Origin of the sequence: Nocardiopsis sp. B62 (assembly GCF_018070675.1) — a bacterium.
GTDB classification, from domain to species: domain Bacteria; phylum Actinomycetota; class Actinomycetes; order Streptosporangiales; family Streptosporangiaceae; genus Nocardiopsis; species Nocardiopsis prasina.
On sequence record NZ_JAGPXK010000025.1, the window covers coordinates 38,013 to 51,692 of the forward strand.

At 71.7% G+C, this 13,680-nt stretch carries 14 protein-coding genes; 9 read left to right on the forward strand and 5 right to left on the reverse strand.

The genetic code is table 11. The features are described from left to right. Window positions 1-19: 19 nt before the first annotated feature. On the reverse strand, window positions 20-871 hold the full coding sequence (locus KBX21_RS21545) for a spermidine synthase (RefSeq protein WP_210843318.1): 852 nt from the start codon (window positions 869-871) through the stop codon (window positions 20-22). 166 nt (window positions 872-1,037) lie between these two features. Here KBX21_RS21545 and KBX21_RS21550 point away from each other — a divergent pair, with 166 nt between their 5' ends. Then, window positions 1,038-2,771 carry a proline--tRNA ligase gene (locus KBX21_RS21550; protein ID WP_049573562.1) on the forward strand — a complete coding sequence of 578 codons (1,734 nt, stop codon included), beginning with the start codon at window positions 1,038-1,040 and terminating at the stop codon, window positions 2,769-2,771. Between the two features lie 87 nt (window positions 2,772-2,858). Here the strand turns inward: KBX21_RS21550 and KBX21_RS21555 are convergent, their stop codons facing one another. Then, window positions 2,859-3,344 (reverse strand): ferritin-like domain-containing protein, encoded by a 486-nt coding sequence (locus KBX21_RS21555; protein ID WP_049573559.1) that lies wholly within the window; start codon window positions 3,342-3,344, stop codon window positions 2,859-2,861. A 92-nt stretch (window positions 3,345-3,436) separates the two neighbouring features. Then, a complete protein-coding gene (locus KBX21_RS21560) occupies window positions 3,437-3,943 on the reverse strand; it encodes a hypothetical protein (protein WP_247666121.1) in 507 nt (168 codons plus the stop codon). A gap of 409 nt (window positions 3,944-4,352) precedes the next feature. Here KBX21_RS21560 and rimP point away from each other — a divergent pair, with 409 nt between their 5' ends. From rimP to truB, 7 genes are all read left to right on the forward strand, one after another. Continuing rightward, a complete protein-coding gene (gene rimP, locus KBX21_RS21565) occupies window positions 4,353-4,835 on the forward strand; it encodes a ribosome maturation factor RimP (protein WP_049573556.1) in 483 nt (160 codons plus the stop codon). A 24-nt stretch (window positions 4,836-4,859) separates the two neighbouring features. Beyond that, window positions 4,860-5,882 (forward strand): transcription termination factor NusA, encoded by a 1,023-nt coding sequence (nusA, locus tag KBX21_RS21570; protein ID WP_049573551.1) that lies wholly within the window; start codon window positions 4,860-4,862, stop codon window positions 5,880-5,882. A 13-nt stretch (window positions 5,883-5,895) separates the two neighbouring features. Next, a complete protein-coding gene (locus KBX21_RS21575) occupies window positions 5,896-6,201 on the forward strand; it encodes a YlxR family protein (protein WP_082206499.1) in 306 nt (101 codons plus the stop codon). A gap of 237 nt (window positions 6,202-6,438) precedes the next feature. Further along, window positions 6,439-9,567, forward strand: coding sequence for a translation initiation factor IF-2 (gene infB / locus KBX21_RS21580; RefSeq protein WP_210843320.1), 3,129 nt, complete (start codon window positions 6,439-6,441; stop codon window positions 9,565-9,567). 86 nt (window positions 9,568-9,653) lie between these two features. Further along, window positions 9,654-9,950 carry a DUF503 domain-containing protein gene (locus KBX21_RS21585; RefSeq protein WP_017542630.1) on the forward strand — a complete coding sequence of 99 codons (297 nt, stop codon included), beginning with the start codon at window positions 9,654-9,656 and terminating at the stop codon, window positions 9,948-9,950. Window positions 9,951-9,952: 2 nt separating this feature from the next. Continuing rightward, window positions 9,953-10,396 carry a 30S ribosome-binding factor RbfA gene (rbfA, locus tag KBX21_RS21590; RefSeq protein WP_017584939.1) on the forward strand — a complete coding sequence of 148 codons (444 nt, stop codon included), beginning with the start codon at window positions 9,953-9,955 and terminating at the stop codon, window positions 10,394-10,396. Window positions 10,397-10,453: 57 nt separating this feature from the next. Next, window positions 10,454-11,332 carry a tRNA pseudouridine(55) synthase TruB gene (truB, locus tag KBX21_RS21595; RefSeq protein ID WP_049573542.1) on the forward strand — a complete coding sequence of 293 codons (879 nt, stop codon included), beginning with the start codon at window positions 10,454-10,456 and terminating at the stop codon, window positions 11,330-11,332. Here the strand turns inward: truB and KBX21_RS21600 are convergent, their stop codons facing one another. After that, window positions 11,333-11,602, reverse strand: coding sequence for a type II toxin-antitoxin system VapC family toxin (locus KBX21_RS21600; RefSeq protein WP_234003963.1), 270 nt, complete (start codon window positions 11,600-11,602; stop codon window positions 11,333-11,335). Window positions 11,603-11,675: 73 nt separating this feature from the next. Next, on the reverse strand, window positions 11,676-12,536 hold the full coding sequence (locus KBX21_RS21605; RefSeq protein ID WP_049573534.1) for an alpha/beta fold hydrolase: 861 nt from the start codon (window positions 12,534-12,536) through the stop codon (window positions 11,676-11,678). 157 nt (window positions 12,537-12,693) lie between these two features. On the opposite strand from KBX21_RS21605, the gene KBX21_RS21610 reads away from it, so the two are divergent. Further along, the gene (locus KBX21_RS21610; protein ID WP_210843322.1) at window positions 12,694-13,641 is read left to right on the forward strand and encodes a bifunctional riboflavin kinase/FAD synthetase; all 948 of its coding nucleotides are present in this window, start codon (window positions 12,694-12,696) and stop codon (window positions 13,639-13,641) included. Window positions 13,642-13,680: the final 39 nt, after the last annotated feature.

A 13,680-nucleotide genomic window follows, 5' to 3' on the forward strand; every position in this document is an offset into this window, starting at 1 on the left:
CCCTCGGAGTACGCGGACCTCAGAAGATGTCGGTCGGCGGCGCGGGGGAGTCCCGCGCGTCCACGTCGTGCACGGGGGAGTGGCCCGACAGGAACCGGTCCAGGTCCTCGCCCTCCACCAGCCGGGCCATCTCCGGGTCCCGGTGGGCAGCCCGCCCCAGCTCCTCCGTGGGCAGCGGCCGGTGGCCCGCCACCAGCACCAGATTGCCGAACCGGCGCCCGCGCAGAACGCCCGGCTCGGCGCTCATCACCACGTGCGGCAGCACCGACCGCACGGTGGCCACCTGGGCGCGCGTGTGCTTCAACGCGTAGCCGTCCCCGACGTTGACCACCAGGAAGCCCCCCGGCCGCAGCACCCGCGCCGCCTCCGCGTAGAACTCCACCGAGGTCAGCCGCGCCGGGGTCCGCGCCCCGGAGAAGACGTCGGACACGATGAGGTCCGCGCTGTCGTCGTGCCGGGCGGCGATCCAGTCCCGGGCGTCGCCGATGCCCACTCGCAGCTGCGCCCTACGGTCCCACGGCAGGCGCCGTCGCACCAGTTCCACCAGCGCCGCGTCCACGTCCACCGCGCGCTGGCGCGATCCCGGACGGCTGTGCGCCACGTACCGCGCCACCGTCAGGGCCCCGGCGCCCAGGTGCATCGCCTCCACCGGCTCGCCCTCCGGGGCGACCAGGTCGGTCGCGTGCGCGATCCGGCGCACGTACGAGAAGTCGAGGTAACCGGGGTCGGACAGGTCCACGTGCGACTGCGGTGTGCCCTCCACCAGCAGGAACCACGAGTTGGCGCGGTCCGCGTCGGCGAGCAGGTCGACCCCCGGCACTACCGAGACCTCCTCCTCGGCCTCGACCCTGTCACGCACACGTCTGCCCATGCCCCCGCCTCACTCCTCGCGATCCCCCAACGTTAGGCGCAGCCGGGAGCCTTCGGAAACGGACGCGCGATCCCCCTCGAAGGAGCGCTAGCCTGGGGTTCCCCAGAAGACCCAACCCGCGCCCCCTCAGGGGCGCGATCACCGAGGAGTGGCCGTGCTACTGCGGATGTCGAACCTGTTCCTGCGCACCCTGCGTGAGGACCCGGCGGACGCCGAGGTGCCGAGCCACAAGCTCCTCGTCCGCGCCGGGTACGTCCGCCGCGCGGCCCCCGGCATCTACACCTGGCTGCCCCTGGGCAAGATCGTCCTGGAGAACGTCGCCCGCGTGGTGCGCGAGGAGATGAACGCGATGGGCGGCCAGGAGGTCCTGCTGCCCGCGCTGCTCCCCAAGGAGTTCTACGAGACCACCGGCCGCTGGGAGGAGTACGGGGACACCCTCTTCCGGCTCAAGGACCGCAAGGGCGCCGACTACCTGCTCGGCCCCACCCACGAAGAGCTCTTCACCCTCCTCGTCAAGGGCGAGTACTCGTCCTACAAGGACTTCCCGGTCGTGCTCTACCAGATCCAGGAGAAGTTCCGCGACGAGGCCCGCCCCCGCGCGGGCGTGCTGCGCGGCCGCGAGTTCCACATGAAGGACTCCTACTCCTTCGACATCGACGACGAGGGCCTCCAGGAGTCCTACGACAAGCACCGGGCCGCCTACATCCGGATCTTCGACCGGTTGGGCCTGGACTACGTCATCGTCTCCGCGACCTCCGGCGCCATGGGCGGCTCGGCCTCCGAGGAGTTCCTGGCGGTCGCGCCCACCGGCGAGGACACCTTCGTGCGCAGTACGGAGTCCGACTACGCCGCCAACGTCGAGGCCGTGCGGACCCCGGCCCCCGCCGAGCGCCCCGTGGAGGGGCTGCCCGAGGCCCAGGTGCACCACACCCCGGGGACCGCCACCATCCAGACGCTGGTGGACTTCCTCAACGGCGCCGGCATGGGCCGCGACTTCACCGAGGCCGACACCCTCAAGAACGTCCTGGTCAAGACCCGCGCCCCCGGCAGCAAGGAGTGGGAGCTCCTCGGCGTCGGGCTGCCCGGTGACCGCGAGGTCGACCTCAAGCGCCTCGAAGCAGCCCTGGAGCCCACCGAGGTCGCGCTCCTGGACGACGCCGACTTCGCCGCCAACACCTTCCTGGCCAAGGGCTACATCGGCCCGCGCGCCCTGCTGGACAACAAGGTGCGCTACCTCGTCGACCCGCGCGTGGCCACCGGCACCTCCTGGGTGACCGGCGCAGACCGGGCCGACCACCACGTGATCGACCTCGTGGCCGGACGCGACTTCACCCCGGACGGCACCATCGACGTCGCCGAGGTCCGCGACGGAGACGCCTCGCCCGACGGCCAGGGCACCCTGTACACCGCGCGCGGCATCGAGATCGGGCACATCTTCCAGCTCGGCCGCAAGTACGCCGACGCCTTCAAGCTGGACGCCCTCGGCCCGGACGGCAAGCCCCGCCGCGTCACCATGGGCTCCTACGGCATCGGCGTCTCCCGCGCCGTCGCCTCCGTCGTCGAGCAGTCGCACGACGACAAGGGCATCGTCTGGCCGCGCGAGATCGCCCCCGCCGACGTGCACGTGGTCGGCACCGGCAAGGGCGGCGAGGTCGAGGAGGCCCTGCGGATCGGTGGCGAACTCGAGGCCCGCGGCCTGCGCGTGCTGGTCGACGACCGCAAGGCGGCCCCCGGCGTGAAGTTCAACGACGCCGAGCTGCTGGGGATCCCGACCGTGGTCATCGTCGGTCGCGGCCTCAAGGACGGCCTGGTCGAGCTGCGCGACCGCCGCACCGGTGAGCGCACCGACGTACCGGTCGGCGAGATCGTCGAGAGCACCGCCGCCGCCTGCGCCCAGTAGGTCCACGCACCGACAGGAAGGGGGCTCCCGCGCACCGGCGCGGGAGCCCCCTTTCTCGTCCCTCGGTCGCGGCGCCCGCCGCCGGGGTCAGCCGTGCTCGAAGCCCGGCAGGGGGTCGAGTTCGGCGCCCCACTCCAGGGATCGCACCGTCGACTCCTGGAGGCCGCGCGCCGCCGTCACCCGCAGATCGGTGTCGGCCGACGCGCTCAACCACAGGTAGGCGCCCATGGTGGTCTCCTCCAGCCCCACGGCGAAGTCGTCCATGTCGTCGCCGTCGCGTCCCTGGGGCAACGGGTAGGAGGCCAGCGCCGCCGGGGGATCGACACCGCGTTCGACCGAGGCCGCGTGCAGGGCGTCCCGCAGCGCCTTGTGCTCGTAGGCGGACGCCGAGGCGCGCTCGCGCCGGGTCCGGTCCCCGGCGGCGCCGCCCACGAACTCGTACCCGTACACGGCCGCGTGCTCGGCGCTCAGGGCCTCCGCCAGGGCCGCGCCGGTGGGGTCGCCGCCCTCGGACGGCGAGGGACCCGTGCCGGGCCCCTGGGAGCCCCCCGCGGGCGTGGGGATCTCGCTCACCTGACTACCTGCCTTCCGCCATCACGTCGCTCGGACGTCCCTGGGATGTTCCTCGGCCCTTCCTCCGCCGCGCGGCCCCGCCGCCTCCGCGCTCAGGCACGCGCGAGCAGGTGGGCGTGCCCGGCCTCGCAGGCGCCGATCCCGCTCACCAGCTGGGCCAGCCCGGGGTCCGTCACCGCGGCGGCCTGGTCGAGGCGGGCACTGGTCGCGGCCGCCGCGAGCGCGCGCAGTCCCGCGGCGTCGGGCACGGCCTCCAACGCCGCCTCCCCGACCGGGGCCGGGGGCTCGGCCTCGTCACCGCCGGTGTCGTCGTGCGCGGCCACGCCTTCGGGCAGGGCGTCCAACAGGGCGTCCAGGTGAGTGAGGTGGTCCTCCAACAGGCGCTCCAGCAGCTCCGCGGGGCCCGTGCCGTGCGCCAGCGCGGCCTCGTGACGGACGATCGCCCGTTCCTTCTCGCGGATGAGCGAGCGCAGGACGGCGACGTCCGGGGTCACGTCGAACGGGTACCAGTCGGCCCCGGCGCAACCGCTCACCCCGACCGTGCCCACGACGGCGCCGGTCACCGCGACACCGGTCAGCACGAGGCTCCTGGCCGCCAAGGACCTCCTCGTCAGCCCGGGTACCGTGCGACCGCTGACATCCCCCTGGTCCACGCGCTCTCCTCCCGTGCCCACGGCGTCGACAGGACCGCCGTCTCCGGCGGTCAGCCCCCATCTTTCCACGGTCGGCGACGGCCACGGGTCGTACTGACACCCCCTGCCAGGGCGGTGTTCCGGCCACCCGGGCCCCCACCCGTGGGCACCCCCGTCCGCGTGTACCGACCTGGGCGCCGCTCAGGTGTGGATACCCTTGCACCACAACCGCCGTCGCACGCGACGCGCGGCGCTCCAGCTCCCCTCACGGGGGCGCGGAGCGGATTCGACGAAGACTACGTACAGAGCTGGACCGCCCCGTTCACGGCACACGGCCGAGCGGGCGGGATTTCGCCGTTTGAGGGGCTAATCACGCATGGGAGCGCAGGCGCGCAACGAGCGCATCGCCGAGCTGCTTGAGCCGGTACTGGCCGCGGCCGGACTGGACCTGGAGGCCGTCGAGCTGACACCCGCGGGCAAACGCCGGGTGCTGCGCGTGGTCGTGGACTCCGACAACGGGGTCGACCTGGACGCGGTCGGTGAGGTCAGCCAGGCCGTCAACGAGAGCCTGGACGCCTCCGACGTCATGGGCGAGCAGCCCTACGTGTTGGAGGTCACCTCCCCGGGGGTGGAGCGTCCACTCACGCTGCCGCGCCACTGGCGGCGCTCCCAGGGCCGTCTGGTGAAGGTCTCCCTCGTCGAGGGTGGCGACCTCACCGGACGCGTCACCGAGTCCGACGACCAGGGCGTCACCCTGGACGTCAAGGGCCGCCCCCGCACTCTGGCCTACGACAAGATCGCCAAGGCCAAGGTCCAGGTGGAATTCCGTCGCGAAGCCGACACCGACGCGGCGGACTAGAGGGGGAGCCCCATGGATATTGACATGAGTGTCCTGCGCAGCCTGGAGCGCGAGAAGGACATCGCCGTCGAACTGGTGGCCAAGGCCATCGAGGACGCCCTCCTGATCGCCTACCACCGCGAGGAGGGCCCCGACAGGAAGGCCCGCGTGGAGCTCAACCGCTCCACCGGCCACGTGGTCGTGTGGGTCTCCGAGACCGACGAGGAGGGCGGGGTCGTCGGCGAGTTCGACGGCACCCCGACCGGGTTCGGTCGCATCGCGACCTCGACCGCCAAGCAGGTCATCCTCCAGCGTCTGCGCGACGCCGAGGACGAGTTGACCCTGGGCGAGTTCGCCGGGCGCGAGCACGACATCGTCTCCGGGATCATCCAGCAGGGCAACGACCCTCGCAACGTCCTGGTCGACCTCGGCAAGATCGAGGCCGTCCTGCCCCCGCAGGAGCAGGTCCCCACCGAGGACTACACCCACGGCGAGCGGCTGCGCGCCTACGTGGTGCAGGTCCGCAAGGGCCACCGCGGCCCCTCGGTGACCCTCTCGCGCACCCACCCCAACCTGGTGCGCAAGCTCTTCGAGCTGGAGGTCCCCGAGATCGCGGACCACACCGTCGAGATCTCCGCGATCGCCCGCGAGGCCGGTCACCGCACGAAGATGGCGGTCCGCTCCAACCGGGGCGGCGTCAACGCCAAGGGCGCCTGCATCGGCCCGCTGGGCAGCCGTGTCCGCAACGTCATGGCCGAGCTCCACGGAGAGAAGATCGACATCGTCGACTACTCCGAGGACCCCGCCGTGTTCGTCGCGAACGCGCTCTCCCCGGCCCGGGTCAACTCGGTGGAGATCCTCGACATGGCCGCGCGGGTGGCCCGCGTGATCGTGCCGGACTACCAGCAGTCGCTGGCGATCGGCAAGGAGGGCCAGAACGCCCGTCTCGCCGCGCGCCTCACCGGCTGGCGCATCGACATCCGCTCCGACGCCGAGCCCGTCCCGGCGCCGGACGAGGACGCGGACGAGACCGTCCGGGGGGACGAAGACACCCCTTCGGCCGGTTAATCGGGTCGCGCCCATGTCCCGACGCGATAGGGTGGCCGGAGACGGTCCTGACCGCCCCGTGCGTACGTGCGTGGGGTGCCGGTCGCGGACAGTCCAGTCCGACCTCGTGCGGCTGGTGGCCGTGGGCACGGTCATCACGCCCGACACCCGAGGTCGACGTCCGGGGCGCGGCGCCTATCTGCACCACGATCGGCGATGCCTGGAGCTCGCCGAACGGCGCAGAGCATGGTCCCGTGCCTTCCGGAACCGGAACGGTGGTGGCGCCACCGGGTGGGATGTCTCGCTAGTGACGTCCCTACTTGGTGACGCCCCCGCCTGATCGAGTGCGACTCGGTTCCGGATAGGGTTGGAATGTCCGCGCCGGCCCCGTGGTTGATGTGACCGAGGTCGGCGTGTAGTGCTGTGTCGGCACTTATGAGCTGGCCCATTGTTGTGTAGCGATGAGGAAGCAGGTCGAGATTGCGATGAGCGCCTGATGAGTACGCAGCGATGAGTAACTCGAGCTAACGACGGTCCGGCACAAGCCCATGTCCCGGACCGAAGCTGAAGGAGAAGTGTGGCGAAGGTCCGGGTGTACGAACTCGCTAAGGAGTTCGGTGTAGAGAGCAAGGCCGTGCTGGCCAAGCTCAACGAGATGGGCGAATTCGTCCGTTCGGCGTCCTCGACGATAGAGGCCCCCGTCGTTCGACGCCTACAGGAAGCTTTCAACAACGGTTCCGACGGCGGCAAGAAGGGTGGATCGGCTCCCAAGCCCGGTCCCAAGCCCGCCGCCGAAGGTTCGGCGCGTCCCGCGGCTCCCAAGCCCGGTCCCGCGCCCAAGCCGGGCCCGAAGCCCGGCCCGGCCGCGCGCTCCGCGGCCCCCAAGGCCGAGAAGCCGGCCGAGGCGGCTGAGAAGCCCGCCGCGCCGGTGGAGAAGCCTGCGCCGGCTGAGAAGCCCGCCGCGCCGGTGGAGAAGCCCGCGGTTCCGCATTTCGAGAAGCCCGCCGAGCGGCCCGAGTCCGCTCCGAAGCCCGGCCCCAAGCCGGCTCCGAAGGCGGCTCGCGGCGACGCCCCGCGTCCCGGCGGCCCCAAGCCCGCTGGCGCCCAGGGTGCCCGCGGTGAGCGTGGCGACCGCGGCGACCGTCCCCAGCGCGGTGACCGTCCGGAGCGTTCCGGCGGCCGCGAGGGTGGTCGTGACGGCGGCCGCGGCCCGCGTCCGGGCGGTCCCCGTCCGGGCCCGCGTCCGGGCAACAACCCGTTCGCGTCCAACGCCTCGGGCATGGGCTCCAAGCCGGCCGCCCCGCGTCCCGGCGGCGGCGCCCCGCGTCCGGGCCCCCGTCCCGGTGGCCCGCAGGGCGGCGGCGAACAGCGCGCTCCCCGTCCCGGCGGCGGCGCTCCGCGTCCCGGCGGTGCCGGTGGCCCGCGTCCCGGTCCCCGTCCCGGTGGCCCGCAGGGCGGCGGCGAACAGCGCGCCCCGCGTCCCGGCGGTGCCGCGGGCGCTCCCCGTCCCGGTGGCGGTGCTCCGCGCCCGGGTGGCGGCGGCGCTCCGCGACCCGGTGGTCCGCGTCCCAGCCCGATGAACATGCCCTCGTCCCGTCCGGCCGCGCCCGCTGGCGGCGGCCGTGGCGGTGCCGGCGGCGGTCGTCCCGGTGGTGGCGGCGCTGGCCGCGGCCGTGGCGGCGCTCCCGCGGGTGCGGGTCCGCGTCCCGGTGGCGGCGGCGGTCGTCCCGGCGGCTTCGGTGGTCGTCCCGGTGGCGGCGGCCGTGGTCGCGGTGGCGGAACGGCCGGTGCGTTCGGTCGTCCGGGCGGTCGTCCCGGGCGTGCCCGCAAGTCCAAGAAGCAGCGGCGTCAGGAGTTCAACGACCTCCAGGCCCCGTCCTTCGGCGGCGTCAAGATCCCGAGCGGCAACGGTCAGACCATCCGTCTGTCCCGTGGCGCCTCGCTCTCGGACTTCGGCGACAAGATCGACGTCAACCCGGCGTCGCTGGTCCAGGTCATGATGCACCTGGGCGAGATGGTCACCGCGACCCAGTCGCTGCCCGACGAGACGCTTCAGCTGCTCGGCGAGGAACTGAAGTACGGGATCGAGGTCGTCAGCCCCGAGGACGAGGACCGCGAGCTCCTGGAGTCCTTCTCCATCGAGTTCGGCGAGAACGAGGGCGGCGACGCCGACCTGCGTCCGCGTCCCCCGGTGGTCACCGTCATGGGTCACGTCGACCACGGTAAGACCCGACTGCTGGACACGATCCGTAAGACCAACGTCGTCAGCGGCGAGGCCGGCGGAATCACCCAGCACATCGGTGCCTACCAGGTCGCGACCGAGGTGGACGGCGAAGAGCGCAAGATCACCTTCATCGACACCCCCGGTCACGAGGCGTTCACCGCCATGCGTGCCCGTGGTGCGAAGGTCACCGACGTCGCGGTCCTGGTCGTGGCGGCCGACGACGGCGTCAAGCCGCAGACGGCCGAGGCCATCGACCACGCCAAGGCGGCCGACGTGCCGATCGTGGTCGCGGTCAACAAGATCGACGTCGAGGGAGCGGACCCGCAGCGGGTGCGCGCCCAGATGACCGAGTACGGTCTCGTGGCCGAGGAGTACGGCGGCGACGTCCAGTTCGTGGACATCTCCGCGCTCAAGGGCGACAACATCGACTCGCTGCTCGAGTCGATCGTCCTCACGTCCGACGCGGCCCTGGACCTCCAGGCCAACCCGGACATGGACGCCCAGGGTCTGGCGATCGAGGCCTACCTGGACCGCGGTCGCGGTTCCATGGCCACGGTCCTGGTCCAGCGGGGCACGCTCAACGTCGGTGACTCCATCGTCTGTGGCGACGCCTTCGGTCGCGTTCGCGCCATGCTCGACGAGCACGGCGAGAACGTGCAGTCGGCCGAGCCGTCCCGTCCGGTCCAGGTGCTCGGTCTGACCAACGTGCCCAGCGCCGGTGACAGCTTCCTGGTCGTCAAGGACGACCGCGTGGCCCGTCAGATCGCCCAGCAGCGTGAGGCGCGTGAGCGCTTCGCCCAGCAGGCGAAGTCGGCCCGCCGGGTCACCCTCGACAACTGGCAGTCCGCCATCAAGGAGGGCGAGCGCTCCGAGCTGCTCCTCCTCATCAAGGGCGACATGTCCGGTTCGGTCGAGGCGCTCGAGGAGTCGCTGCTCAAGATCGACGCCGGTGGCGACGAGGTCAGCATCCGGATCATCGGACGCGGCGTCGGTGCCATCACGCAGAACGACATCAACCTGGCGTCGTCCGCGGACGCGATCATCGTCGGCTTCAACGTTCGGCCCGAGGGCAAGAACAGCCAGCTGGCCGACCGCATGGGCGTCGACATCCGGTACTACTCGGTCATCTACCAGGCCATCGACGAGGTCGAAGCCGCCGTCAAGGGTCTCCTCAAGCCCATCTACGAGGAGGTCCAGCTCGGCAGCGCCGAGGTCCGCGAGGTCTTCAAGGTGCCGAAGATCGGTAACATCGCCGGTTCCATCGTCCGTGACGGCATCATCCGCCGTAACACCAAGGCACGTCTCATCCGCGAGGGCAAGGTCATTTCCGGCAACCTCAACGTCGAGTCGCTGCGTCGGTTCAAGGACGACGCCACCGAGGTCCGCGAGGGCTTCGAGTGCGGTATCGGTGTCGGTTACAACGACATCCGGGTCGAGGACGTCATCGAGACCTACGAGATGCAGGAGAAGCCCCGCGACTAGTCGCGAGGACTGATCCACCTGGGGCCCCGGACGATCGTGTCCGGGGCCCCGCCTTTGACGGCTCACACAACACCACAGGTGATCACTTGTACGTTGGGGCGCTGACTCTGGACGTGCTCCTCGGAGACGTCCACTCGCTCAAACAGAAGCGCTCGATGGTGCGGCCCGTCGTCGCCGAACTGCGCCGGAAGTTCTCGGTGTCGGTCTCGGAGGTCGGCGAGCACGACCTCTACCGTCGGGCGAAGATCGGTGTCGCGGTGGTCGCGCCGACCGCCGCCCACGCCCGGGACCAGATGGACACCTGCGAGCGTTTCGTCGCGGGCCGTCCCGAACTGGAGCTGCTCTCCGCGAGGCAGCGGCTCTTCAACGAAGAGGAAGACTGACGATGGTTGACGCCGCACGCGCGCGAAAGATCGCCGACCGTATCCAGCGGATCGTCGCCGAGATGCTGGACCGGCGAATCAAGGACCCGCGCCTGGGTTTCGTCACCGTGACCGACGCCCGGATCACCGCCGACCTGCGGGACGCCACGGTGTACTACACGGTGTTCGGCACCCCCGAGGAGAAGGCGGCCAGCGCGGCCGCGCTGGAGAGCGCCAAGGGCGTGATCCGCAGTGAGGTCGGTCGCCAGACCGGCATCCGCCACACGCCCAGCCTGACCTTCGTCATCGACGAGGTGCAGGAGAACGCCCAGCACATCGAGAAGCTGCTGGTCGAGGCGCGCAAGTCCGACGAGGAGGTGGCCCAGAAGGCCACCGGTGCCAAGCACGCGGGTGAAGCCGACCCGTACAAGGCCCCTCGTGAGGACGAGGACGAGGACGACGAGTAACCGGATTCCCCCCGGGGCGGCGGCAGAGGCCGCCGCCCCTTTCCCAGAAGGAGCCCCATGGCCGACAGCGGTGTCGTGGTCGTCGACAAGCCCGCCGACTGGACCTCACACGACGTGGTCGCCAAGACCCGAGGCCTGGCGCGCACCCGACGCGTGGGCCACGCGGGCACCCTGGACCCGATGGCCACAGGGGTCCTGGTCCTGGGCATCGAGAAGGGCACGAAGCTGCTCGGTCACCTCACGCTGACCGAGAAGACCTACGAGGGCACCATCCGCCTCGGACTGGTGACCAACACCGACGACGCCGAGGGTGAACCCGGAGCCCGGGTGGACGCCTCGGCCGTCACGGACGCGGACGTGCACGCGGCCGTCGCGAAGCTCACCGGGCCCATCCAGCAGGTCCCGCCGCAGGTCAGCGCGATCAAGGTGGACGGCAAGCGCGCCTACAAGTCGGCTCGGGAGGGCAAGGAGGTGGCGCTCAAGGCGCGGACGGTCACCGTCTCCCAGTTCGACGTGACCGCGATTCGGCACACCCCGGACGGTTTCGTGGACGTGGACGCGGTTGTCACCGCCTCCAGCGGCACCTACATCCGCTCGCTCGCCCGCGACATGGGCGCGGACCTGGCCGTGGGCGGGCACCTCACCGCCCTGCGCCGGACCCGGGTGGGTCCCTATGACCTGTCCCAGGCCCGCACGCTCGACGAACTCGGCAAGGAGTTCACCCAGATCCCCCTGGCCCAGGCGGTGGCCGCCGCGTTCCCGGTGCGCACGATGGACGAGGCCGAGACCCGCGCCATCCGCCACGGCAACCGGATCGGTGAGAGCTCCCTGGGTGACGGGCCGGTGGGGCTGTTCGCCCCGGACGGCACCGTGGTCGCGCTGGGGGAGAACCGCCCCGGCCACATGAAGCCGGTCGTCGTCTTCTCTCCGGCCTGATCAGATCCTGATGACGGTTGCCCTGTTTCCGCAGAGCTTCCGTAGGTCGTCCGGGTCGGAGGTCAGGATGGTGACCGGTCCTGGCGCGGTGAGCGCGGTCGCGCACAACATCGCGTCGATCGCGTGCCGGTGGCCGTGTGGTCCCGCGGAGCTCAGCAACCGGGCGGCCTCCCTGGCGACGTGCTCGGTCACCGGTTCGATCGTCAATCGGGAGATCTGCCACCCCAGCGCGGCGCGGTTGCTGAAGTCCGATGTCAGCGTGTTGTTCACAAGGGCGAGGACAGCCAGGCGTCACTGGATGTGTGCGGGTTCCGTGAGGCCCCGAGCCTTCTCTGGATCCGGGTCAGGGGCGCCGTGTGACCTCGTCCAGGAAGGCGGCGAGGGCGGCGGTCAGTTCACCCGGTCGCTCCACCGAGGGCAGGTGCCCTGTCTCGGGCAGCTCAAGGAGGCGGGAGCCCCGGATCCCCTCGGTGTACCGGTCGGCGATCGCCTGGACCTGGGGAACCTCGGACAGGCCCTTGACCACGAGGGTCGGCACGGTGATCTCGTGCAGACGGTCCACCGCGGGGGCCTCGGGCCACTCGGGGTGGTTGGGCGGGCTCGACCAGCGGCGGGCGTACATCTCACGGAGCATCAGCAACGACAGGTCCCAGGCCTCCAGCGGCATCTCCTCGGGGGAGCGGCCCGGGCCGAGCACCATGAACCCGGCCTGGACCTCGGCCATCGCGGCCACGTCCGAGGGGTCGGGGACCGCGTTGCCCTCCTGGTACGAGGACAGGCGCTCGTGCGGGACCGCGGCCAGGGCCATCTGCTGGCCGGTCCGCACGAAGGCCTCCGGCCACACGTACCCCGACAGGCCCGGACAGACCAGGGCCAGGGCGTTCACCCGGTCCGGGGCGGCCAGCGCCGCGTCGACCGCGTGGGCACCGCCGAAGGAGGCGCCCACCAGGGTGGCCTCGGCAATCTCCAGGGCGTCCATCAGGTCCAGCAGGTCCTCGTGGTGCCGGACCGGTCCCTCGTGATCGGCCGAACCCCCGTGGCCGCGCCGGTCGTAGCGCACCACCCGGTGGTCCGCGGACAGGGCCGCGAACTGGTGGTCCCACATCCTCCGGTCCGCCACGCCCGCGTGGACCAGGACGATCGCGGGCCCGGACCCGGCCTCGTCATAGGCCAAACGTGTCGTACCGGTGTCGATCATCGCCATCCGGGCACGGTAAACCGGGTGTCCGGCTCGTGCCAACCCGTCTTTGCCCTCGGCGGGCAGGGGTGCGCGGGACCACACCGGGTGCGTGGCGGAAGCGGGGGCCGTGACGTGGCACGCTTGACCCTGACCGATCAGACGTGAGCGAAGGGGACCGAACGTGCTGCGATGGGACGGGCTGGGGGACACCCCCTCCGACTGGGGGCGGTCCGTGGTGGCGATCGGTGTCTTCGACGGCGTGCACCGGGGGCACCAGGCGATCCTGGCATCCGCGCGCGCCCACGCCGACCGGCTCGGTCTGCCGGTGGTCGCGGTCACCTTCGACCCCCATCCCGCGCTGGTGCTGCGCGGGACGACCCCGGCGGTCCTCACCCCGGTCGACCGCCGTGTCGAGCTGATGGAACCCCTCGGAGTCGACGCCGTGTGCGTCCTGCCCTTCGACGAGGAGCTGTCCGCCCTCAGCGCAGAGGAGTTCGTGCGTCTCGTGCTGTCCGACGGGCTCGGCGCCGCCGCCGTGGTGGTGGGGGAGGACTTCGGGTTCGGCCACCGGGCAGCCGGGAACGTGGCCGTGCTCGCCGACCTCGGCGGGAGGTACGACTTCGCCGTCGACGGCGTGCGCCTGGTCGCGGAGGGGGAGACCATCACCTCCACGCGCGTGCGCTCGCTGTTGGGCGGGGGAGCCGTGGTCGCCGCCGCCGAACTCCTGGGCCGGCCGCACCGGGTGTCCGGAGAGATCGTGCACGGGGCGGCCCGCGGCCGAGAGCTCCTGGGCTTTCCCACCGCCAACATGGACCTGCCCGCGGACGCGGCGGTTCCCGGGGACGGCGTGTACGCGGGGTGGCTGAGCCTCCTGGAGCCGGTCGAGGGACACGAGTCGCGCTGGCCCGCGGCGGTCTCGGTGGGCACCAACCCCACGTTCGACGGCGCCGAGCGCACCGTGGAGGCCTACGCCCTGGACCGTGACGACCTGGAGCTGTACGGACTGCGCATGGCGGTCGACTTCACCGCGCGCATCCGGGGCCAGGAGCGGTTCGACGACATCGACGCGCTCATCGTGGCCATGCGCCGCGACGTCGACCGCTGCCGCGAGGTCCTCGGCGTCGCCTGAGTCCGTCGTCACCGGGCGACGGGGTTCCCCGCCATGTCA